Raw genomic sequence first — 20,330 nt, forward strand, 5'->3', positions numbered from 1 at the left:
AGGGGTATCGTGGCCGTCATGCCCTATCTCGAACGCGACGGCGACGTCTTCGTCCTGAATCTCGGCAACCGGGACGAGGAGGTGAGCGAGAACCGCTTCCACCCGGACATGCTCACCGAGTTGCATCGCCGGCTCGACGAGGTCGAGGCCCACGAGGGCCCCGCAGCCCTCGTGACCGCCGCGACCGGGAAGTTCTGGAGTAACGGCCTCGACACCGACTGGATCTTCGGCAACCTGGCAGACCTACCCGGCTATTTGGATTCGGTTCACGAACTCTTCGTCCGGATTCTCACCTTCGAGGCGCCGACGGTCGCCGCAGTGCAGGGCCACGCCTTCGGGGCGGGGGCGATGCTCGCCCTCACCCACGATTTCCGGGTGATGCGCGCCGACCGCGGTTTCTGGTGCCTGCCGGAAGTGAATCTGAACATGCCGTTCACCGTCGGAATGTCCGCGTTGATGCGGGAACGTCTCCCTATCCAGACCGCGGTCGACGCGATGACCACCGGCCGCCGGTTCGGAGGTGTCGACGCAGTCGACGCCGGGATCGCCGAGCGGCACGTGGACGGCGACGGCGTCCTCGCGGCTGCCGTCGAGAAGGCTGCGACGCTGACCGCGACCCGCGGCAAGAACCTGGGCGGAATCAAGCGGGGCCTGCATGCGCCGCTGATCGAGGCCCTGCGGACGAAGACGGACGAGTCCAACTTCCGCCTCGGCTGACCACCCGGCAGGATTGCGTGGCACCGTCGATCGTGTCCCGTCCGGCATGACAGACTGGGCACCGTGACGACCGAAGCCGACAGTGCGATCGAGGCTGCTTCAAACACCTTGATCGCACTGTCGCATTCGATCCACGCAGAGCCGGAATTGGCGTTCGAGGAACATCGCAGTGCAGCCAAGATCGTCGACGTCTTGCGACACAGCGGGTTCGACGTCCGCACCGGTGTCGCCGATCTCCCCACCGCCTTCGATGCCCGGTACGGCAGCGGCGATCTCGTCCTCGCCTTCTGCGCAGAATACGACGCGCTTCCCGGAATCGGGCACGCATGCGGGCACAACATCATTGCCGCTGCGGCCGTCGGTGCCGGCATCGGCCTGGCCGCGCTGGCGGACGAACTCGGTGTCACCGTCCGCGTGATCGGCACCCCCGCAGAGGAGACCGGTGGCGGCAAGGTCCTCATGCTGGAGCGAGGCGAGTTCGACGACGTCGGCGCCGCCATGATGGTCCATCCGGGTCCGTTCGACATCACCGGGGCGACCTCGCTCGCGCTCGCCGACATCGCCGTCTCCTATGCCGGACATGAAGCGCACGCGTCCGCGGCACCCGAATACGGACGCAATGCGGCCGACGCGGCAACCGTGGCGCAGGTCGCGGTCGGCCTCATGCGCCAGCATCTGATGCCCGGCCAGCAGATCCACGGCATCGTCAGCGACGGCGGAGCCGCGCCCAACATCGTGCCCGGGCACTCCGAGATGCTCTACTACCTGCGCGCGACCACCGCCGACCTGCTCGACGATCTCCGTGAACGCTCCGGGCACTGCTTCGCTGCTGGTGCGCTCGCTGCCGGGTGCACCCACAGCATCCGGACGGTGTCGCCCACCTATACCGAACTCACCCCCGACCCGTGGCTGGTGCAGGCATATCGTGAAGAGGTCATCGGTCTAGGGCGCGCACCGCTGCCCGTCGAGGAGGAAGGGTTCCGCCCGCTGGGCAGCACCGACATGGGAAACGTGACGAACGTCGTGCCAGGAATACACCCGGTCATCGGACTCGACTCGGGAGGCGCCGTCACACACCAGGCAGCATTCGCGGCTGCGTGCATCACCGACTCCGCCGACCGTGCCCTCCTCGACGGTGCCCGGGCCCTCGCCGCGACCGCGGCCCGCGCTGCCGCCGATCCCGCTCAGCGTGCCCGCCTGCTCGAAGGGGTCGGCCGCCGATGAACTCGTACGTGGAGAAGTGGCTCGACGAGCACGCCGGCGATCTGATCGCGTGGCGTCGCCATATCCATGCCAACCCCGAGTTGGCGCGGCAGGAGTACGCCACCACCGAATTCGTCGCGACGAAGCTGACAGCGGCCGGACTTGCCCCCAAGGTGCTGCCTCGGGGCACAGGTCTGATCTGCGATCTCGGTCCGACGGACGGACCACGCCTCGCGCTGCGTGCCGACATGGATGCCCTCCCGCTGCAGGAGATGACGGGGCTCAGTTTCTCCTCGACCGTCCCCGGCGTCTCACATGCGTGCGGCCACGACGCACACACGACCGTGCTCCTCGGAGCAGGTCTGGCGCTCGCATCGGTCCCCGAACTGCCCGTCGGTGTGCGGCTGGTGTTCCAGCCCGCCGAGGAGGTCATGCCGGGCGGTGCGCTCGACGTCGTTGCCGCCGGAGGCCTCGACGGGGTCTCGCGCATCTTCGCACTGCACTGCGATCCGCGGCTCGAGGTCGGCAAGGTGGGCATGCGGGTAGGGGCGATCACCTCGGCCGCCGACACCATCGAACTCGTCCTCGATTCACCCGGCGGGCACACGTCGCGCCCGCACCTGACGGGCGACCTCGTCTACGGACTCGGCACCGTGATCACCGGACTGCCGGGCATGCTCAGCCGACGGATCGATCCGCGCACCGGCACCGTCATGGTGTGGGGTGCGGTCAGCGCGGGCAAGGCTCCGAACGCCATCCCGCGCACCGGAATGCTGGCAGGCACCGTACGCACCGGCGACCACGAGACCTGGGAACTGCTCGAACCGATGGTCCGCGAGATCGTGCACGGGCTTCTCGCACCCACCGGGGTGAGCTACGAACTGCACTACCGTCGAGGTGTACCGCCCGTCGTCAACGACGAGGTGTCCGCGCGGATGTTCGAGGACGCCATCCGCGCCGCCGGCCCCGACATGCTCTCCGACACCCCGCAGTCCGGTGGGGGCGAGGACTTCTCGTGGTACCTCGAACAGATCCAGGGCGCGATGGGACGGCTCGGCGTGTGGTCCGGTTCCGGACCGGAACTCGACATCCACCAGTCGACGTTCGATCTCGACGAGCGGGCACTCCCGGTGGGTGTGCGGGTGCTGACCAACCTTGCGCTCGGCGCGATCGGATAGCTCCTTCGCGGGGCGGTGCGGATTCCCCCGCAAGATAAATAGCTCTCCGGGGGGATGCCCGACGACGAACCATCGACCTAGTGTCGGGTGTGCTCCATACGAGATCGAGGGCGACCGACCCATCATCACGTGTCCGGCATGTCGCCTCCGGCCAGGGCCGGGCCGTTGTCGAAGCGTGGACACCGGAGACGTCGTACGCTCCGCTGCGCCCGCGCGGACGCAGCGGAACACCAGGTCTCGTCGGTGCAGTGCTGTTGCTGACCCTGCTGTTCGGCACGTCGGTCGGGCAGCTGACCGACATGGTGCCGTGGGTCGTGGCCGCCTACCTGCTCGGGGCGCTACAAGTGCTTCCTCTGGTGTTCGTGTTCGCGAGCCCGCTGGTGACCTGGCAACTGATGACCTTCGGGTTTGCTGCGGGCACGGTCTCGGGGCTGGTCCAGGACGAAGTCGTGCCATGGCCGGTCGCAAGTTGCATCTCGGCCGGTACGGCACTGATCGCACTCGCCTCGGACCGGCCGCTTCGGGTGGTGTCGGCTGCGGCGTCGACGTCGCTGATCCTGGTCGTCCTTCCTGCAATGTGGACGGTCGGCCTGCCGCTGCATGCGGTTGCGATGATCGCTGTTGCCGCTACGGGGATCGTGGCTGCCGGCGCGGTCTTTCGGCGACTGCGCGCTGCCGAGACACATCTGGTCGTGGAACGAGGGCTGCGCCGTGAACAGGAACACCGCGAAGCCATCGCCCGCGAGCGCACCCGTATCGCACGCGAGTTGCACGACGTGGTTGCCCACCATATGTCGATGATCGCGGTTCAGGCACAGGCCGCGACATTCACACATCCGGAACTACCGGTCGGTGTGCACTCCACATTCGACGACATCCACGCGGCGGCAGCGACCGCGTTGACCGAGATGCGCAGGGTCGTCGACGTCCTCCGAGGCCCCGAAACGGAGGGCGGATCGGAAGCTCCTACACTCGACGGACTCGACGACCTGGTCGCGAGATGGTGCGGTTCGTCGGGGCATCAGGTGGACCTGCGAGTATTCGGGGATCCGGACACGGTACCGACGGAGATCTCGTGTGCGATGTACCGCATCCTCCAGGAAGCGCTGACCAATGCGCATCGGCACGGGGCAGGAAGCGGCGTGGCCGTCGAGATCCGGATCGGAGCGGGACATTCGCGCCTCACGGTCGGTAACGTCATCGTGCCCGGCCACCCGGCGTCCGGTGGCGGAGGGCACGGGCTCATCGGAATACGCGAACGGGTCGCCGCGTACGGCGGGACCGTGGAGACGGGCCCAGACGAGTATGGACGGTTCGTCGTCGATGTCGAGTTCGACCATCGTGCTGGGGCACACGCCGGTCTCAGGGAGGAGCGATGATGATTCGCGTGGTGGTGGCCGACGACCAGGCGCTCGTCCGCGACGGAATTGCCGCGGTGCTGAACACTCAGAGCGACATCGACGTGGTGGGATCTGCGGAGGACGGCGCGGAGGCGGTCGAGCTCGTCGCAGCATTGGATCCCGACGTCGTGGTCCTCGACATCCGGATGCCCAGGCTCGACGGAATCCGCGCTGCGGAGGCGGTACTCACCAGACCGGACAATCGCACCAGAGTGATGATGCTGACCACCTTCGACCTCGACGACTACGTCTACGACGCGCTGAGTCTCGGAGCCAGCGGGTTCCTGCTGAAGCAGTCGCCCGCGTCGGATTTCATCACCGGTGTGCGCACCGTCGCAGCGGGGGAGTCGATGCTCGCACCGTCGGTCACCACCCGTCTGATCGCCGAATTCGCCAGGCGCAAGGGCACTGCGGTCGTGGAATCCGGTCGGGCGTCGGTGTTGACGCCGAGGGAACGGGAAGTCCTGCAGGTGATGGCGCGCGGCATGTCGAATCCCGAGATCGCGTCGGAACTGTCGGTGGCGGAGGAAACGGTGAAAACGCACATCGGGCGAATCCTTGCGAAGCTGGGCCTGCGCGACCGGACGCAGGCGGTCGTCTTCTATTTCGAGCACGTCCAGGGCCGGGCCTGAGCGCTCGGGGTAGCTCGCCCGAGCTACCCCGAAAATCGCTGCTGCAGGGGATGTTCGGATGATCGTGCGTCCGTAGCGTTTTCCGCATGCTACTCGAGCGCACCCGCATTCACGACCGGGCACGTTTCGTCTCGGCCGGTCTGTTCGCCCATCGATGGACGCTGACCTTCGCGGCCTTCTCCGTAGTTGCTCTCGTGTACGGTGCAGTGACGCAGCTGCATCCGCATCGCGTCTGGGCGTTGTGGGCAGTCGTCGGATATGCGGTGGCCACTGTGCTTGCCGTGAGGCGGCGCCTCACGCCGGCCGCGGTGTCTGCGGTGATCGGCGCCGTAGTGGCGCCGGGAACGGCACTGATCGCGACACGCACCGCGCAGCTGGAAGTGTCGGTGGTCGCGGAGTCGGCCGCTTATCTGATCACCACGGGCAGCCCCTACGTTCCGGACCCGTCGGTGCTCGCCGAGTACAACCCGTACGGCCCTGCAATGACGCTCTTCGGCACACCCTCGCAACTGTTCCCGGAGAACCCGCTCGGTGATCCGCGAATCTGGTTCGCACTGTTCTTCGTCGTGTGTGTCCTGCTGACCTCGACGATGGTCCTGGCCCGGCCGCTCCCGCGACGCTCTGGAATGCAGATGACGGTTCTGATCGCGTCGCCGGTGGTTGCCCTGGCCATGACGGTCGGTGGAGTCGATCTTCCGGTTGTCGGTGCAGCACTTCTCGGTCTTGCGGCGGCGACCCGAGGCCGGGTGGTGACGACGGCGGTGTCGTTCGCCTTCGCCTGCGCTCTCAAGCCGCTCGCGGTCCCGGTTCTCGTGGTCGCGCTCGTTCTGATGTGTGCGCGATACGACCGCCGCACGGCCCTGCGGGCAGGGGTGGCATGCGCCGCCCTGACGGTCGTGTTCCACGTTCCGGCCTTCACCGATCCGGCGGCCTTCGTCCGGCACACGCTGCTCTTCCCGCTGGGGCGCACGGACGTCGTGACCCCGGCCGGAGACTCCCTTGTCGGCGGGGCACTGGCTCGTCTGGTGCCGTACGGTCCGACGCTCGCGTCGGTCGTTCTGGCCGTTGCAGGAGTCTGTGCTGCCGTGGTGCTGGTGCGGAATCCGCCGGACTCCTTCGTTCGTGCTGCCTCGTTCGCTGCCGTCCTCCTCACGGTTGTCTTCCTGCTCGCTCCCACTTCCAGGTTCGGGTACTTCGTCTACCCGCTGGTTCTCGGTGGCACCGCAGTCGTGTTCGCGCTGGACACGGCCTGTCGCTCCGCGCGGACTCGGGTGCAGATGAGCCGGACGGAGACGGCCCGGTGAACTTCCAGAACCGCATCCTGGTCGTGACCAACGATTTTCCTGCCCAGGCAGGGGGTATCGAAACGTTCGCGTTCGAGATGGTCCGCCGCTTCGATCCGGCTGACGTGATCGTCTACACCTCCGCTGAACCGGGTGCCGTCCACCACGATGCGCAGATGCCGTTTCGGGTGATCAGGGATCTTTCGCGCATGCTTCTTCCCGCCCGGCGTATGGCACGGACGGTGCAGTCGATCGCGGTCGAGCACGGATGTGATCGTGTCTGGTTCGCCGCTGCCGCGCCGCTCTCGTCTCTTGCGCGTCCCCTCCGCACGGTCGGTGTGCATCGCATCGTCGCATCCGGCCACGGGCACGAAACGTGGTGGGCGAAACGGCACGGTCCCGATCGGGCACAGGGGGCCGGTGATTGTGTGTGTTGCGAGACTGGTGCGCAGAAAGGGACAGGACGCCTTGATTCGAGCGCTGCCGATGATCCGCGACCGCCACCCGGACACCCGACTCGTGTCGGTCGGTGACGGACCTCGCCGTCGTGACCTCCGCGCGCTCGTCCCGCTCATGTTGCTCGACGATCCCGACGCCGCAACCCGAATGGGCAGCGCCGGACGGGAGTGGGCGCAGAGTTGGGCATGGGACGCGACCTGGAAGACACTCGCCGGTCTCCTGGAGTGAGCCCATTGCGGAGAGGCGTGAAAGTTGACCATCAGTTAAGAAAGGCTTACCTTATGAATCGTTACGTCACCTTACGGGCGTCCTGCTCGACCTAACGGAAGAATTCTGTGTCAGCACCTGAACTCATCGCTCCCGGCTCAGGCGAATCGGCCTCCGCCGCACTCGCTCCGGTCCTACGAATCACCATGGGAACCGACAACCTCGCGGGGGGCACCCACGGCGACCCTCGGCTCGGTGAGGTCGACCTCTACCGCCTGCCGAGCACGGACCTCACGTCGGTACGCGGCCTGATCATCGGCGGAGGATCGGACCAGATCTTCCTCGAGCGCAACAAGGACCTGCTCACCGAGTTCGTCACCTCGGGTGGCCGGGTCGCGGTCATGGGGCACGTGCTCACCGATTTCCTTCCGGGGCTGGGGGTGTGGCGCAAGCTCGCGTACACCGGTCCGAAAGACCTGGCGATCACTCTCGGCGACCCGCACCCGGTATGGGCCGGCGTCGATCCTGTCGATCTGAGTACTCGAAAGGGTGTCACCGGGTTCTACGCGCGCGGCTACATCGACAAGATTCCGGAGGACGCCCTCGTCGCCACCCGGATCGGGCGGCATGCGCTTCCCCTCGACTACGTCTACCCACTGGGCGAGGGGCAGGTGCTTGCTCACGGCGGCAACGACCTCACCGGCTGGGCGAACGACCCCAACAGCTCTTCGAAACTGACCACTCAACTCATCGATTGGCTGATGCAGCGGTGACGACCGTCGAACCCTTCTCCCGTACCGACCGTGCGCCTGCGCGGGGCACGCGACTCGCGCTCGTCCACGGCGGCTCCTACCCGCACCTGCAGACGATGAAGGACCCGGCGGTGCTCGCCCACCAGCCGGACTTCCACTACCTCGCAGACCTCGCCGACGGCGACCTCGACGGCTACTCGACGGTGATCGTTGCAGACCGCCTGCACCCTGATCTCGTTGCCCGTCACGCCGCGCAGTTCCGCGCTGTCGCCGAGCGCGGCGGCACGCTCGTCGTACTCGGCGAGAACCAGGTCCACACCTGGCTTCCCGGCGTCGAATGGGAACCGCGGCCGACGAACTTCTGGTGGTGGCTCCACGGGGAGGATCCGTTGATCCGCACCCGCAGTCACGACCACGAATCATGGCAGTACCTGACCACCAAGTCGGCGATCTGGCATCACCACGGACTGCTGCGCACGGACGCGGACGTGGTGCCGCTGATCGTGTCCGAGGAGCCCGACGCCGCGGGTGACGCGCACGACGCGGGCATGATGCTGTACGAGGACACCGTCTCGACGCCGGGGCGCCTGATCGTCACGACCCTCGATCCGACGTACCACCACGGAAGCAACTTCATGCCGGGCGCGACCCGATTTCTCTACGCGCTCCTGCGCTGGGTCGACAACACATGAGTACGTCGGATATGTGAGACGACGACGCCCGGTCACCGCATTGTCGGTGACCGGGCGCCGGCCTACTCTGCCGGGGAATCCCTCAGGGTATGGGCGACAAGAGCATTCGCGTGACCATGCCCCATTTCGTGATCGGCCTTCAGCCAGTTCACGAGTTCCATGTGTTTCGTCAGTTCGGACGAGCGGATCAACGCCATCCACTCCTCGATCGGACGGCCGTACTTCTTCTCGATGGACGGGAAGTACGATTCGGGGCCCTTGGGTGTGTCGGTCATGCTCGGGAGGGTAATCGGGGCGTCCGACACGTTCGGTGAACGTCGCCTGGTCCACCTCGACCAGCGGCTGGCTCGCTCAGCGCCGGTGTTGCAGTACGCGGCGAGACATGAGCCGGGTGAGCACCGCGACCGCGGATCCTCCGGCAGCAGTGCCCACTACGAGCAAGAGCAGACCCACGACCCACAATCCGGTCTCGTCGCTCGCTGCCGCGGCGCGCCCCCACGCGAGCGCGAACCCGACGGTCGTGCACGCGACCACCGCGATGCTGCCCCTGACCGAGCAGCGCAACGCCAGGCACCCGGCGACGACGATGCAGGCAATCGTCGCTCCGGCCGCGACCACCTGCATCGTCGAATACGGTCCTGTCACACTGCCATCCGGCAGCGTTCGGTAACCGGTCTCCCACCCGAGCCATGCGAACCAGGTCGCCGCGGACGCAGCGGCGACGACGATCAGGGTCAGCGCTGTGCGCGTGGTGGGCATGGTCGTACGGTACGGGGACCTATCCGATGATGTCGTACACCTCGTCCGCAGGTGCGGCGAACAGGTGATCGGCCATCTCCTGCTTGAGGACGGTCAGTCGTGCGTTCTCCGCGTCGGTGCGATCCGCCTTGCGGCCGAGACCGATGAACTCGTCGGTGACGAACCCCTCCCGGATCTCGAGGCGCACGGAGACACCGCGATAGGTCAGCACGAATACGTACCGCTCCAGAGTTGCGCCGCGGTCGGTGCGTTCGAGAGTCGAGTCCACCGTGAAACGATCCTCCGTCACGGCGCGGGTCACCGCTTCGAACGTGTCGCGCACGCCCGGACCGCGGTGGGCAGTGGCGACGGAGATCTCGCGCCGTTCGGCGGGGGAGTCGGGGCTCAGGACGGGCAGGGCACGTTCGAGCACCTTGACGGCATGGGCGACCCCTCCGGGGAATCCCGGCCCGTGATACTTCATGACGTCGGCGACAGTGAAATCGAGATGTGTTCCGTTGTCGACGAGTTCCAGCGGTGCAGCCATGTTCTTCTCCTGGATATCTGTCAGTGGGTGCCGGTCGCGGCGGCCACCAAGGCCGCGGTGTACTGGTGCGACGGGGCGGTGAATACTTCGGCGGAATCGCCCTTTTCGACGACCCTTCCGTCCTGCATGACCATGACGGTGTCGCAGCTTCGTGCCGCGAGCGCCAGATCGTGTGTGATGTGCAGGACCGCAAGATCCTGAGTGCGGGCGAGTTCGGACATCAGATCGACGATCTCGATGCGCAGCGACGCGTCGAGCCCGCTGGTGGGTTCGTCGGCGAGCAGGAGCCGGGGACGAGTGACGAGGGCGCGCGCGAATGCGACGCGCTGGCGTTGCCCGCCCGACAACTCGTGTGGGTAGCGGTCGACGAAATCGGCTGCCGGTGTCAAACGCACCGATTCCAGCGCGTCCAGCGCCGCATCCCGTTGCACGGACCGGGTACCGATGCGATGGATCACCATCGGCTCGGCGACGATGTTGCCCACCCGCATGCCGGGTGGGAGCGACGCATACGGATCTTGGAAGACCATGTGCATCCCGCGCCGCAGTGCCCGGCCCGTGCGCCTCGAGGCAGTCGCGAGATCGATACCGTCGAAGACGATTCTCCCGGACGTCGGGGGCACGAGGCCGGCGATCGCGCGCGCGACAGTGGATTTCCCGGCACCGGAACCTCCCACGAGCGCAATGGATTCACCGGTCGAAACCAGCAGGTTCACGTCGCTGACCGCGGGCGCCCCGTCGAACGCCACCGACAATGATTCGACCTCGAGCAGGATGCTCATCGGGTGACCTTCTCCCTGAGGGGTTCGAGCCGCGGCGCGGCGTCGACGAGTCGGCGGGTGTACGGATGCTGCGGCTCGGTTGCGATCTGCGCGGCGGTACCCATCTCGACGAGCTCGCCGTCCTTCATCACGGCAATGCGATCGGCGATCCGTTCGATGACCGGGAGGTTGTGCGTGACGATGAGCAGTGCGAGCGAATGGCGCGTGCGCAGATCGTCGAGCAACGCGAGTACTTCGGCCTCGCGGAGCACATCGAGGCCACTGGTCGGTTCGTCGGCGATCACCACGTCCGGTTCGTTGGCCAGGGCCATGGCGATGACCACCCGCTGGCGCATGCCGCCGGACAACTGGTGCGGATACGCGTCGGCGCGGTCGGCGCCGAGTCCGACCTGCGTGAGCAGAGCGAGGGTGCGGTCGCGTGCCTCGCGCCGACTGCATGAGCGGTGGACGAGAATCGCCTCGTCGATCTGAGAACCGACTCTCCGCACGGGGTTCAGCGCACTCAACGCTTCTTGCGGGATCAGGGAGATCCGGTTTCCGCGGAGCGTCCGCAGTTCGGTGTTCGACAGGGTGGCGACATCGCGGCCGGAGACGAGGACCCGTCCCGATGCGATCCGGGCGGCGGAAGGAAGAAGTCCGAGCGTCGCGGCGGCAACGGTGGATTTGCCGCTGCCCGATTCACCGACGAGGCCGACGAGTTCGCCGGCTGCGACGGTGAAGGAGACGTTCGTCGCGCCACGACCGTTCTCGCCGTACACGACCGTCAGATCGTCGACGACGAGCGGAGCTGTCGGTGCTTTCACGACCGGTGCCGCACCGGCCGGGAAGGTCTCTGCCGGGCGAGCTTTTCGGCGAAGACGAGCCCGTTCACGGGTGGTGAGAACCGGCCGGGACCGCTCCTCGATCGCATTGCCGAGGAGTGCAAAGCCGAGCACCGTGACCGCGATCGCGATACCGGGTGGCAGAACCCACCACACCCACGCGTCGGTGAGGAAGGCATTGCGCGCGTGGGCCATCGACAGCATCGAGCCCCAACTTGCAGACGAGATGTCGCCGAGTCCGAGGAACGCCAGTGATGCTTCGAGCAGGATTGCTGTCTTGACAGTGAGCACGAACTGCGGGATCACCAGCGGCACGATCGCCGGGATGATATGCCGACGCAACACATACACCGGGCCGGCACCCATGGCACGTTCCGCTTGGATGTAGTCGCGTTCGCGCAGAGTGAGCACCTGGGCGCGCAGTTCCCGGGCCAAGCCCGCCCACAGCACCGCCGAGATCACCATGATCTGCGTGCCGAGGCCGGGGCCCGCGAAGACTCCGATGACGATCGTCAGAGGCAGCACCGGCAACGACAACACCACGTCGACGATGCGCATCAGGACGGTGTCGACCGCGCCGCGCACATACCCGGCGGCAATGCCCACCACGGTGCCGATCGTCGTCGCGACCAGCGCCGCGACCACACCGATGAACAGGGAGATCTGGGCGCCGTGGATGAGCATCGACAGCAGGTCGTGGCCCACGTCGTCGGCGCCGAGCCAGTGGTCTGCGGAAGGTTCGGCGAACGGCCGGGTGACGCGTTCGGTGGGATCGTACGGCGCGAGCCACGGTGCTGTGGCCGCACAGAGGAGAAGTATCCCCAGAATCAGGGTGCCCACGAGTGCGAGGCGTTGCGAGCGGGTCTTCGTTCCGAGAAGCGTCATGCCGGTATCCCTTCCGGTGATCGCGCGTCGCGCTTCTTCGCTGCGGTCCGGTCTTTGCGCACTCGAGGGTCCAGCAGCGGGTAGGTGAGGTCCGCGAGCAGATTCGCCGCGACGATGCCGACGGTGGCGAGCAGGAAAGCGCCCTGCAGAAGCGGGTAGTCACGCGCGGTGACGGCGTCGAAGGTGAGTTTGCCCAGGCCCGGATAGGCGAAGACGGACTCGACGACGACGGCTCCCGACAGCAGCACCCCGACGGTCAGGATGAGCGTGGTGTACACGGGCAGCAGGGCATTGCGTAGTGCATGCCCGAGCGCGACACGAAGCTCGCCGAGCCCCTTCGCCCGGGCGAGCCGGATGAACGGCTCGTCCAGCACGCCCACCATCGAGGCGCGGGTCATGAGGAAGAACCCGCCGATGCCGGCGATGGTGAGTGTCGCGACGGGAAGCGCCATGCGGGACGCGACCTCGGTGAGCCATTCGAATCCGGTCGCATCGAACGAGGCGGCGCCGTAGGAAGGGAACCAGCCGAGCGTCACCGAGAACACCGCGATGAGGATCATGCCGATCCAGAAGCCGGGCATCGAATCGAGCGCGAGAACCGTGACGACACTCCCGGTTTCCTTCGCGGTGCCGCGGCGCCATGCCGCCCACGTGCCGAGCAGGGATCCGATGACGAACGCGAGGAGTGTCCCGATCCCGACCAGCGCGATCGTCCACGGGAGCTTCTCCCACAGCACATCGAGCACGGGACGATTGTGCTGCACGGACATCCCGAGATCTCCGTGCAGCAGCCCGGACCAGAACGAGACGTACTGTTCGAGGATCGGCTGGTCGAGGCCGTAGTCTGCGCGTATCTGTGCGACGTAAACCGGGTCGAGCGACTGCTGGTCGCCACCGTAGAGGTAGTTGACCGGATCGCCCGGTGCCAGGTGTGGAAGAACGAAGTTCAACGTCACCGCGGCCCACAGCACCAGGGCGTATTGTCCCGCTCGGCGCAGCGCGGTCATCAGTCCTGCGGAGCTTCTGCGTTCGCGGCGTCGACGACGTCGGAGGGCAGGAACGACCACTTGTGGACGATGCCGTAGCCGGGGGTTTCGACCCAGCCGGTGAATCGGTCGGAGCGGAATGCCCAGGTTTCGTCCGGGTAGTACAGGGCGATGGCGGTGGGCTGACGGTTGAACAGCTCCTGCATCTCCTGCATCGCCGCGATGCGCGATTCGTTGGTCTGGGTGGCGCGCCACTTCTCGTACAGCGCATCGAATTCCGGGTATGCGAGATCGGGGTGCTTCCACAGGTTGCCCGAACGGTGCGACATGATGAACTGCGTCGAGTCGGCCACCGCGTGCGGGCTGTTGGTGGTGACGTAGAGGTCGAAGTTCTTGTTCGCAGAGGCATCCGAGAGCGAGCCGGCGTCGAGCGGGCTCACGGCGACGTCGATTCCGACCTCGGCGAAGTCCTCGGCGATCAGTTCGGCGGCGCGGACCATCGGCGCGTCACCGCCGTTGACGATCAACGTGAACGACGCGTCCTCTCCGGCCGGGTTCTCGCGGGTGCCGTCGCCGTCTGTGTCCTTCCATCCGAGTGAGTCGAGGAGCGCGGTGGCCTGCCCGGGCTCGTACGGGGTGGAGGCGTCGGGGTCGGCGAACGGTGCGTCCGGGTGCACATAGCCCTGGGTGCCGGGTCGGCCCTGGCCCAGGCCGACGATGTCGAGCATCTGGTCGCGGTCGACCGCGAGGTTCAGCGCAGCGCGGAAATCTGCCTGCGCGAAGGGCTCACGCGTGAAGTTCAGTTTGAGCTCGGGGTACTGCAAGGGCGCCACGGTGAGGGTGCCGATGTCGCTCGATGCGGTGAACTGATCGACCAATTCGGGGGTCAGCGCACGGTCGACGGCGTCGACCTGGCCGGAACGCAGCGCGGTGAATGCGGCGGACGAGTCGGAGATCACCGGCATGACCAGTGCGTCGACCGTCGGTGCGCCCGCGAAGTAGTCGGCGTTGGCCTCGAAGCGGTATCCGGTGGTGGGGCTGTAGTCGACGAGCTTGTACGGGCCGGTGCCGATCGGGTAGTCGGTCACCTCTTTCGCCTTCGCCGGGTCGATCGCCGACCAGAAGTGTTCGGGAAGGACGGGGAGGTCGGCGAGCGTGACGGTGCCGAGCTCGGGGCACGCGTAGTCGCACACGAACCGCACCGACGTCGGGCTCGTCGCCTCCACGGTCGAGATCGACGGAGTGTCGTTGACGTGATGTGTGAAGCGTCCGGTCGGAGCAGCGTGCATGAAGTGAAAACTGAAGACGACGTCGTCGGCTGTGAACGCCTCACCGTCGTGCCAGGTGACATCGTCGCGCAGATCGACGTCCCACGTCGTCGCGTCGACCTGTCGTACATCGGTGGCAAGCCACGGCTGTGGATCGGCGACGTACGGTGACGGCGACAGCAGCTTGTCGTAGATGAGCTCGGTCATCTGATCGGTCTGACCGGCGAAGATGTTGCCCGGGCCACTGTCCTTCGCGACGGCGATCGTCAGGGACTCGGCTGTCTCTGGGCCGTCGGCAGTCGTCGACGAGTCGGACGAGCCGCATGCGGCGGCGAACAGCGCGGGAATCAAGACCAGCGCGGGTGCGGCGCGGGCACGCCGGTGAGTACGAATCACGAGGAGTCACATTCTGGTCGGGGCCAAGATTGGCTTACCTAAGTTTGGTTAGCGTGACCTTATACCACCGTGGTGGTCGTCGTGTTGAGCGGGCGATGCCGTGGCGTGACCGTGAAAAACACGAATCCCGCGACGACTCGAGGTCATCGCGGGACGAGGGGGATCGGTTCGCCGAGCGTCAGAAGGCGTCGGGGCGTCCCGGGCCGACGTTACGGCTGTTGCGGGTGCGCAGGCTCATCACATAGTCGGACGGAGCTCCGGCGATCTCTGCGGCATCGGCCATGACACCCAGGTAGCGGGCGGACGGAAGCCCACCCTCGTATCCGTCGACGACGTACAGCCACGCCAGAGCGGGGCCGTCGGCTGTGTCGATGCGAACGCGGATCTTGCGATGGAAGCCGAGTTCGGCGCCTTCCCAGCGGTCGAGACTGCGCTCGTCGTCTTCCGGCACGTCGTAGAGCACGACGAAGACCTTCGCTGTCGGATCCTCGACGACCGTCGCCAGCGCGCCTTCCCAACCGATGTCGGCGCCGGCAAAGGTCAGTCGCCATCCGTGCAACCAGCCGGTACCGGCCATCGGCGAATGCGGGCAGCGCGTCAGCATCTGCTCCGGATGCATGTTGGACCCGTAGGCGGCGTAGATCGGCACGTCCATAAGGCTAACGGTTCGGTCTCGATAGCACCGTGCCGGGCGCCGACTGCATTGACGGAGAGGTCGTCGACGCTGGCGTGGTGTCGCTGCCTCTCCTACCGGTCTCTCTGCGCAGCGCCCTCGTCGTGGCATAGCGTTGGTTGCGGGCCGACCGCACACCCCCGCGGGCGCCCGAGTTGGGCCCGATACCCTTATTCGGAATCGATACAGAGGAGAACAATGACTCGGATTGTCATCATCGGCGGCGGACCTGCCGGTTACGAGGCGGCGCTCGTGGCAGCGCAGTACGGCGCGTCGGTGTCTCTGATCGATTCGGACGGAATCGGTGGAGCATGCGTTCTCTTCGACTGCGTTCCGTCCAAGACCTTCATCGCGTCGACGGGAATCCGCACCGATATGCGGCGCGCCGCCGACCTGGGAATCGAACTCGAGCGCACCACCGTCTCGCTGCCGCAGGTGCACGCACGTGTGAAGAGCCTTGCGCGTGCCCAGTCGGCCGACATCCGCACGAAGCTCGAGGCTGCGGGCATCACGCTGCTGTCCGGGCACGGTGAGCTGATCGACCCCGAGGTCGGGATGGCTGCGCACAAGGTTCGCGCGAAGCTGTTCACCGGAGACGACAAAGTCCTCGACGCCGATGTGGTGCTCATCGCAACCGGTGCGAGTCCTCGTGTGCTCCCGAACGCCGAACCCGACGGTGAACGCATCCTGACATGGCGTCAGCTCTACGACCTCGACAAGCTCCCCGAGCATCTTGTGGTGGTCGGTTCGGGCGTGACCGGCGCCGAGTTCGTGTCGGCATACACAGAAGTCGGGGTTCAGGTCACCGTGGTCTCGAGCCGCGACCGCATCCTGCCCCACGAGGACGAAGATGCTGCACTCGTGCTCGAGGACGTGCTCACCGAACGTGGCGTCACCCTGGTCAAGCACGCGCGTGCCGATTCGGTGGAAAACACCGAGAACGGCGTTCGGGTGCTTCTCTCGGACGGCCGCATCGTCGAGGGCAGCCACGCCCTCATGACGGTCGGATCTGTCCCGAACACCCAGGGCCTCGGACTCGACAAGGTAGGGCTCGAACTCGACCGGGGCGGCTACCTGCCCGTCGACCGGGTGTCGCGCACATCGGTGTCCGGAATCTATGCCGCAGGCGACTGCACGGGACTGCTGCCGCTCGCCTCGGTCGCTGCGATGCAGGGACGCATCGCGATGTACCACGCACTCGGCGAGGGCGTGAGCCCGATCAAGCTCAAGACAGTGGCGGCGGCGGTGTTCACCCGCCCCGAGATCGCAGCTGTCGGTGTCAGTCAGGCCACCATCGACAAGGGAGAGATCCCCGCTCGCACGGTGATGTTGCCGCTCAACACGAACCCGCGGGCGAAGATGTCGGGGTTGCGCCGCGGCTTCGTCAAGATCTTCTGCCGGCCCGCGACGGGAGTGGTGATCGGCGGTGTGATCGTCGCGCCCAACGCATCCGAACTCATCCTGCCGATCGCGCTGGCGGTGCAGAACAACCTCAACGTGACCGATCTCGCGCAGACCTTCTCGGTGTACCCGTCGCTGAGCGGTTCGGTGACCGAGGCCGCGCGTCAGCTGATGCGACATGACGATCTGGGCTGACCGGCTCACGCGCAGTGAAGGCGCCACGGGCGTCATCTACACCGAGGCGGCAACTTTCCTCCGGTGCCACGGGTTTCCGCATGTCGACGACCTGAGGAAACCCCGACTATCGGAGGAAAGTTCCGGGCACCGCCGACTGCAGATACAGCGAGCACCCGGGAGTTGACTCTCCCCTGGGGGGAGAGCCGACGGTGGAGGCATGACCACACACAGCATCTTTCCCGTCGTCCCGGTTGCCGACATCCGCCGCAGCCGCGACTTCTACGCAGGACTCCTGGGCCTGGCCGTCGTGTACGACAGCGACTGGTACGTGCAGCTGCACTCACCGAACAGCGAATCCGTGCAGCTCGGGCTCGTCATTCGAGGGCACGACACGATCCCGGAGGGATTCCGCGGATCGCCCGCGGGAGTACTCGTCTCGGTCGAGGTCGACGACGTCGACACGGTGCATGCGCGTGCCGCGTCGGCGGAGCTGCCCATCGTGCTGAGTCTGCGCAGCGAGGCCTTCGGGCAACGGCACTTCATGACCGTCGACCCCGACGGTCTTCTCGTGGATGTGATCACGGTGATCCCGTACTCCGACGAGACCGTTGCGAGCGGAGCGGTCACCAGTTGACCATGGGTGCATGATCGATCCGATTCGGTGGATGAGCATCGGTGACTTTGCGCGGGCGTGCCGGCTCACCGTGAAAGCCCTGCGCTATTACGACCGCGAGGCGCTGCTGACGCCGGGGCGGGTCGATCCACACACCGGATATCGGTACTACGCGCCGGACCAGCTCGCCACGGCACTGCGGATCGGTCTGCTGCGCCGGGCCGGAGTGTCGATCGCCGCAATCCGGAGCATCGTCGACGACCCGGTGCGCGGCGCGGACGTGCTCGCCGCCGAGCGTGCGCGCATCGAGTCCGAGGCCGAGCGGGTGCTTCGCTCGCTCGCCCTCATCGGGTCGCTGGAAGAGCTTGCCGCAACGGAACTTCCCGTTCGGGTGCGTCGCATCGACGATCAGGTGGTGCTGTGGCGCGAGGGCAGCGCCGACGCGGACGATCTCGACCGCACGGTTGCCGCCTCGATCGAGGTCCTGCTCGCCGAGGCTGCTGCGCTCGGTGTCGACACGGCTGCGCCGGTGCTCGGGCGGTACCCGGTGGTCCTGGAAGGAGCTGTCGACTTCGGGGTGGGGATCGAGGTCGCAGCGGATTTCGGCGCCGGCGCTGTCCTCATGCCCGGCGGACACTTCGCCGCGGTGGACTTCACCGGACCAGCATCACTCCTGCCCGTCGCCTATCACTCCCTGTTCGCAGACCTTGCTGCTCGCGGGGTCGATGCCGTCGGCCCCGTGCGGGAGTACTACCTCACCGATCCCGCGGAGGTCGGGGCCGAGAACATGCGCACGAGGGTCGTGCATCCCGTGGCCGACCTCGATGGGACGCTGCCGACACCTCCGCAGTAAATCTTATGGTGCGCCTTACAGTAATGACGTAATCTCGGTGACGTCCAGACGAGGATGCCGGGAAGGGTGCCAATGTTTCGACGGGAATTGTCATGGCGGAGACGCGGCATCGATGCGGCTGTCGTCGCGGTATGTTCCGTCCTGCTCCTGAGCGCGTGCGGCGGATCCGATTCCGACAGCGCAGGCAATCCGGCGGAGGCCGGGGAGCCGGTAGCGGGTGGTGTCGCGACCGTCATCCAGATGGGAGAGCCGCGCACCCTCGACCCCGCGGCCATGAGCAACACGTATGCGGGCTCGTCCCTGCTGGGAAATGCGCTGTACGGCACGCTGATGACCACCGATGTCGACACACTCGAGATCGAGTACGGCTTGGCCACAGACTTCTCGAGCGACGACGGCGGTGTCACGATGGTGCTGTCGCTGCGACCCGATGTGACGTTCTCCGACGGCACACCGCTCGACGCCGAGGCCGTGAAGTTCAACTGGGATCGGTTGCGCGACCCCGCTACCGCGTCGGGATCGATCGGTGAAGCATCGCAGATCGCGTCGACCGAGGTACTCGACCGGACGACACTCGAAGTCACGTTGGTTGCACCGAATCCGAACTACGCGCACAGCGTGATCGTCAGTTCGATGAACTGGATCGCGTCCCCGGCTGCGTTGGAGCAGAGCTCAGCGGCGTTCGACGAGAATCCGATCGGTGCCGGTCCTTTCACCCTGGCCAACTGGGCAAGGCAGGACGTCATCGAGCTCGAGAAGAACCCGAACTACTGGGATGCACCCCGGCCGTATCTGGACGGACTCACGATCCGCACGTCGGCCGACACGACGCAGCGGCTCAACTCGATCACCACCGGCGCCGTCGACCTTGCCTCGGACAGCAACTGGGGCACCCTCGCGAAGGCCGAGGATGTCGGAACGACTGTCGAGATCGTGCCGATGGGCGGCGGGCAGTATCTCGGCATGAACAACCGTCGTGCTCCCTTCGACGATCCTCGCGCCCGGCGCGCAGTGTCGCTCGCGGTCGATCTGGAGGCGATGAACCTGACCGTCTACAACGGCGAAGGCGTCGTACCTGACACCCTCTTCCTGGAGGATTCGCCGTGGTACTCGGACATCCCGCTCGGCGGCCACGACACGGAAGCTGCACAGCAACTGTTCGATGAGCTGGCGGCCGAGGGGAAGCCGGTGTCGTTCACCTTCACCACGTTCCCGACAGTGGAGAACAAGGCGGTCGCGGAGACCACGCAGGCTCAGCTCGGTGCTTTCGACAACGTCACCGTCGACGTCGAAGTACTCGATTTCCCGGCGGCATTCGCGAGGTTCGGTACGCGCGACTTCGACATGATGGTTCACGGCGTGACCATTCAGGACCCCGATCACTCTCTCTGGTCGAGCTTCCACTCCACGTCGCAGGGAAACATCATCGGGGTGAACGATCCTGAGCTCGACGTAGCCCTCGACGCGGGTCGTGTCGGCACGACGGTGGACGAGCGAAAGGCCGCGTACGACATCGTGCAGGAGCGGCTCGTGGAGCTGAATCAGGGCGCATGGTATGTCCGACCGGCCCCGGCAGTACTGATCGGAGACGACATCCAGGGAGTCCGGCTGACCGGTCTCGGTGCGCCGATCCCCGACGGCATGTGGCTCACCGGATAGCAGTCCCG

At 66.4% G+C, this 20,330-nt stretch carries 21 protein-coding genes; 13 read left to right on the plus strand and 8 right to left on the minus strand.

The window, feature by feature from the left end:
- The first annotated feature begins 18 nt into the window (after positions 1-18).
- The 9 genes from ACFWCF_RS14195 (at position 19) to ACFWCF_RS14235 (ending at position 8,523) form a co-directional block, all read left to right on the plus strand.
- Entirely contained in the window at positions 19-717 is a 699-nt protein-coding gene (locus ACFWCF_RS14195; RefSeq protein ID WP_378562288.1) for an enoyl-CoA hydratase/isomerase family protein, read from the plus strand.
- Positions 718-780: 63 nt separating this feature from the next.
- Positions 781-1,941 (plus strand): M20 family metallopeptidase, encoded by a 1,161-nt coding sequence (locus ACFWCF_RS14200; RefSeq protein ID WP_378562291.1) that lies wholly within the window; start codon positions 781-783, stop codon positions 1,939-1,941.
- Entirely contained in the window at positions 1,938-3,098 is a 1,161-nt protein-coding gene (locus tag ACFWCF_RS14205; protein WP_378562294.1) for a M20 family metallopeptidase, read from the plus strand. The genes ACFWCF_RS14200 and ACFWCF_RS14205 overlap by 4 nt, the downstream gene beginning before the upstream one ends.
- Positions 3,099-3,346: 248 nt before the next feature.
- Complete coding sequence (locus ACFWCF_RS14210; RefSeq protein ID WP_378562301.1) at positions 3,347-4,477, plus strand: sensor histidine kinase; 1,131 nt, start codon at positions 3,347-3,349, stop codon at positions 4,475-4,477.
- Positions 4,474-5,130: a response regulator gene (locus ACFWCF_RS14215; RefSeq protein ID WP_378490805.1), complete on the plus strand. Its 657-nt coding sequence runs from the start codon at positions 4,474-4,476 to the stop codon at positions 5,128-5,130. The genes ACFWCF_RS14210 and ACFWCF_RS14215 overlap by 4 nt, the downstream gene beginning before the upstream one ends.
- 86 nt (positions 5,131-5,216) lie before the next feature.
- The gene (locus ACFWCF_RS14220) at positions 5,217-6,434 is read left to right on the plus strand and encodes a glycosyltransferase 87 family protein (RefSeq protein ID WP_378490804.1); all 1,218 of its coding nucleotides are present in this window, start codon (positions 5,217-5,219) and stop codon (positions 6,432-6,434) included.
- A gap of 399 nt (positions 6,435-6,833) precedes the next feature.
- Positions 6,834-7,100, plus strand: coding sequence for a glycosyltransferase (locus ACFWCF_RS14225; RefSeq protein WP_378562590.1), 267 nt, complete (start codon positions 6,834-6,836; stop codon positions 7,098-7,100).
- Between the two features lie 107 nt (positions 7,101-7,207).
- The gene (locus tag ACFWCF_RS14230; RefSeq protein ID WP_378562304.1) at positions 7,208-7,852 is read left to right on the plus strand and encodes a hypothetical protein; all 645 of its coding nucleotides are present in this window, start codon (positions 7,208-7,210) and stop codon (positions 7,850-7,852) included.
- Entirely contained in the window at positions 7,849-8,523 is a 675-nt protein-coding gene (locus ACFWCF_RS14235) for a hypothetical protein (RefSeq protein ID WP_378562593.1), read from the plus strand. Before ACFWCF_RS14230 ends, ACFWCF_RS14235 begins: the two co-directional genes overlap by 4 nt.
- Before the next feature lie 62 nt (positions 8,524-8,585).
- Here ACFWCF_RS14235 and ACFWCF_RS14240 read toward each other — a convergent pair whose 3' ends face one another.
- The 8 genes from ACFWCF_RS14240 to ACFWCF_RS14275 all read right to left on the minus strand — a co-directional run bounded on the left by ACFWCF_RS14240 (position 8,586) and on the right by ACFWCF_RS14275 (position 15,595).
- On the minus strand, positions 8,586-8,798 hold the full coding sequence (locus ACFWCF_RS14240) for a DUF4287 domain-containing protein (RefSeq protein WP_378490801.1): 213 nt from the start codon (positions 8,796-8,798) through the stop codon (positions 8,586-8,588).
- A gap of 76 nt (positions 8,799-8,874) precedes the next feature.
- A complete protein-coding gene (locus tag ACFWCF_RS14245; RefSeq protein WP_378562307.1) occupies positions 8,875-9,282 on the minus strand; it encodes a hypothetical protein in 408 nt (135 codons plus the stop codon).
- 19 nt (positions 9,283-9,301) lie between these two features.
- A complete protein-coding gene (locus tag ACFWCF_RS14250) occupies positions 9,302-9,808 on the minus strand; it encodes a hypothetical protein (protein WP_378562310.1) in 507 nt (168 codons plus the stop codon).
- Between the two features lie 20 nt (positions 9,809-9,828).
- Positions 9,829-10,590, minus strand: a complete 762-nt coding sequence (locus tag ACFWCF_RS14255) for an ABC transporter ATP-binding protein (protein WP_378562313.1) — start codon at positions 10,588-10,590, stop codon at positions 9,829-9,831.
- Positions 10,587-12,296 (minus strand): dipeptide/oligopeptide/nickel ABC transporter permease/ATP-binding protein, encoded by a 1,710-nt coding sequence (locus tag ACFWCF_RS14260; protein WP_378562316.1) that lies wholly within the window; start codon positions 12,294-12,296, stop codon positions 10,587-10,589. The genes ACFWCF_RS14255 and ACFWCF_RS14260 overlap by 4 nt, the downstream gene beginning before the upstream one ends.
- Entirely contained in the window at positions 12,293-13,303 is a 1,011-nt protein-coding gene (locus tag ACFWCF_RS14265; RefSeq protein ID WP_378562318.1) for an ABC transporter permease, read from the minus strand. Before ACFWCF_RS14265 ends, ACFWCF_RS14260 begins: the two co-directional genes overlap by 4 nt.
- On the minus strand, positions 13,303-14,946 hold the full coding sequence (locus tag ACFWCF_RS14270) for an ABC transporter substrate-binding protein (RefSeq protein WP_378562320.1): 1,644 nt from the start codon (positions 14,944-14,946) through the stop codon (positions 13,303-13,305). Before ACFWCF_RS14270 ends, ACFWCF_RS14265 begins: the two co-directional genes overlap by 1 nt.
- A 178-nt stretch (positions 14,947-15,124) precedes the next feature.
- Entirely contained in the window at positions 15,125-15,595 is a 471-nt protein-coding gene (locus ACFWCF_RS14275) for a gamma-glutamylcyclotransferase (RefSeq protein WP_378490859.1), read from the minus strand.
- 222 nt (positions 15,596-15,817) lie between these two features.
- On the opposite strand from ACFWCF_RS14275, the gene ACFWCF_RS14280 reads away from it, so the two are divergent.
- The 4 genes from ACFWCF_RS14280 to ACFWCF_RS14295 all read left to right on the plus strand — a co-directional run bounded on the left by ACFWCF_RS14280 (position 15,818) and on the right by ACFWCF_RS14295 (position 20,322).
- Complete coding sequence (locus tag ACFWCF_RS14280) at positions 15,818-17,215, plus strand: NAD(P)H-quinone dehydrogenase (RefSeq protein ID WP_378490794.1); 1,398 nt, start codon at positions 15,818-15,820, stop codon at positions 17,213-17,215.
- Between the two features lie 199 nt (positions 17,216-17,414).
- Complete coding sequence (locus ACFWCF_RS14285; protein WP_378490793.1) at positions 17,415-17,831, plus strand: VOC family protein; 417 nt, start codon at positions 17,415-17,417, stop codon at positions 17,829-17,831.
- 10 nt (positions 17,832-17,841) lie between these two features.
- Positions 17,842-18,663 (plus strand): MerR family transcriptional regulator, encoded by an 822-nt coding sequence (locus ACFWCF_RS14290; protein WP_378562322.1) that lies wholly within the window; start codon positions 17,842-17,844, stop codon positions 18,661-18,663.
- Positions 18,664-18,735: 72 nt separating this feature from the next.
- Entirely contained in the window at positions 18,736-20,322 is a 1,587-nt protein-coding gene (locus ACFWCF_RS14295) for an ABC transporter substrate-binding protein (protein ID WP_378562324.1), read from the plus strand.
- The last annotated feature ends 8 nt before the right edge of the window (positions 20,323-20,330 follow it).

It is taken from the genome of Rhodococcus sp. NPDC060090, from assembly GCF_042729855.1.
Taxonomy (GTDB): Bacteria; Actinomycetota; Actinomycetes; order Mycobacteriales; family Mycobacteriaceae; genus Rhodococcus.

Excerpts from the sequence above, each read along its gene's own strand:
- ACFWCF_RS14195 (WP_378562288.1), top strand. The coding sequence starts at position 19 with ATGCCCTATCTCGAACGCGACGGCGACGTCTTCGTCCTGAATCTCGGC.
- ACFWCF_RS14205 (WP_378562294.1), top strand. The coding sequence starts at position 1,938 with ATGAACTCGTACGTGGAGAAGTGGCTCGACGAGCACGCCGGCGATCTG.
- ACFWCF_RS14215 (WP_378490805.1), top strand. The coding sequence starts at position 4,474 with ATGATGATTCGCGTGGTGGTGGCCGACGACCAGGCGCTCGTCCGCGAC.
- ACFWCF_RS14220 (WP_378490804.1), top strand. The coding sequence starts at position 5,217 with ATGCTACTCGAGCGCACCCGCATTCACGACCGGGCACGTTTCGTCTCG.
- ACFWCF_RS14240 (WP_378490801.1), bottom strand. The coding sequence starts at position 8,798 with ATGACCGACACACCCAAGGGCCCCGAATCGTACTTCCCGTCCATCGAG.
- ACFWCF_RS14245 (WP_378562307.1), bottom strand. The coding sequence starts at position 9,282 with ATGCCCACCACGCGCACAGCGCTGACCCTGATCGTCGTCGCCGCTGCG.
- ACFWCF_RS14250 (WP_378562310.1), bottom strand. The coding sequence starts at position 9,808 with ATGGCTGCACCGCTGGAACTCGTCGACAACGGAACACATCTCGATTTC.
- ACFWCF_RS14255 (WP_378562313.1), bottom strand. The coding sequence starts at position 10,590 with ATGAGCATCCTGCTCGAGGTCGAATCATTGTCGGTGGCGTTCGACGGG.
- ACFWCF_RS14260 (WP_378562316.1), bottom strand. The coding sequence starts at position 12,296 with ATGACGCTTCTCGGAACGAAGACCCGCTCGCAACGCCTCGCACTCGTG.
- ACFWCF_RS14265 (WP_378562318.1), bottom strand. The coding sequence starts at position 13,303 with ATGACCGCGCTGCGCCGAGCGGGACAATACGCCCTGGTGCTGTGGGCC.
- ACFWCF_RS14280 (WP_378490794.1), top strand. The coding sequence starts at position 15,818 with ATGACTCGGATTGTCATCATCGGCGGCGGACCTGCCGGTTACGAGGCG.
- ACFWCF_RS14285 (WP_378490793.1), top strand. The coding sequence starts at position 17,415 with ATGACCACACACAGCATCTTTCCCGTCGTCCCGGTTGCCGACATCCGC.
- ACFWCF_RS14290 (WP_378562322.1), top strand. The coding sequence starts at position 17,842 with ATGATCGATCCGATTCGGTGGATGAGCATCGGTGACTTTGCGCGGGCG.
- ACFWCF_RS14295 (WP_378562324.1), top strand. The coding sequence starts at position 18,736 with ATGTTTCGACGGGAATTGTCATGGCGGAGACGCGGCATCGATGCGGCT.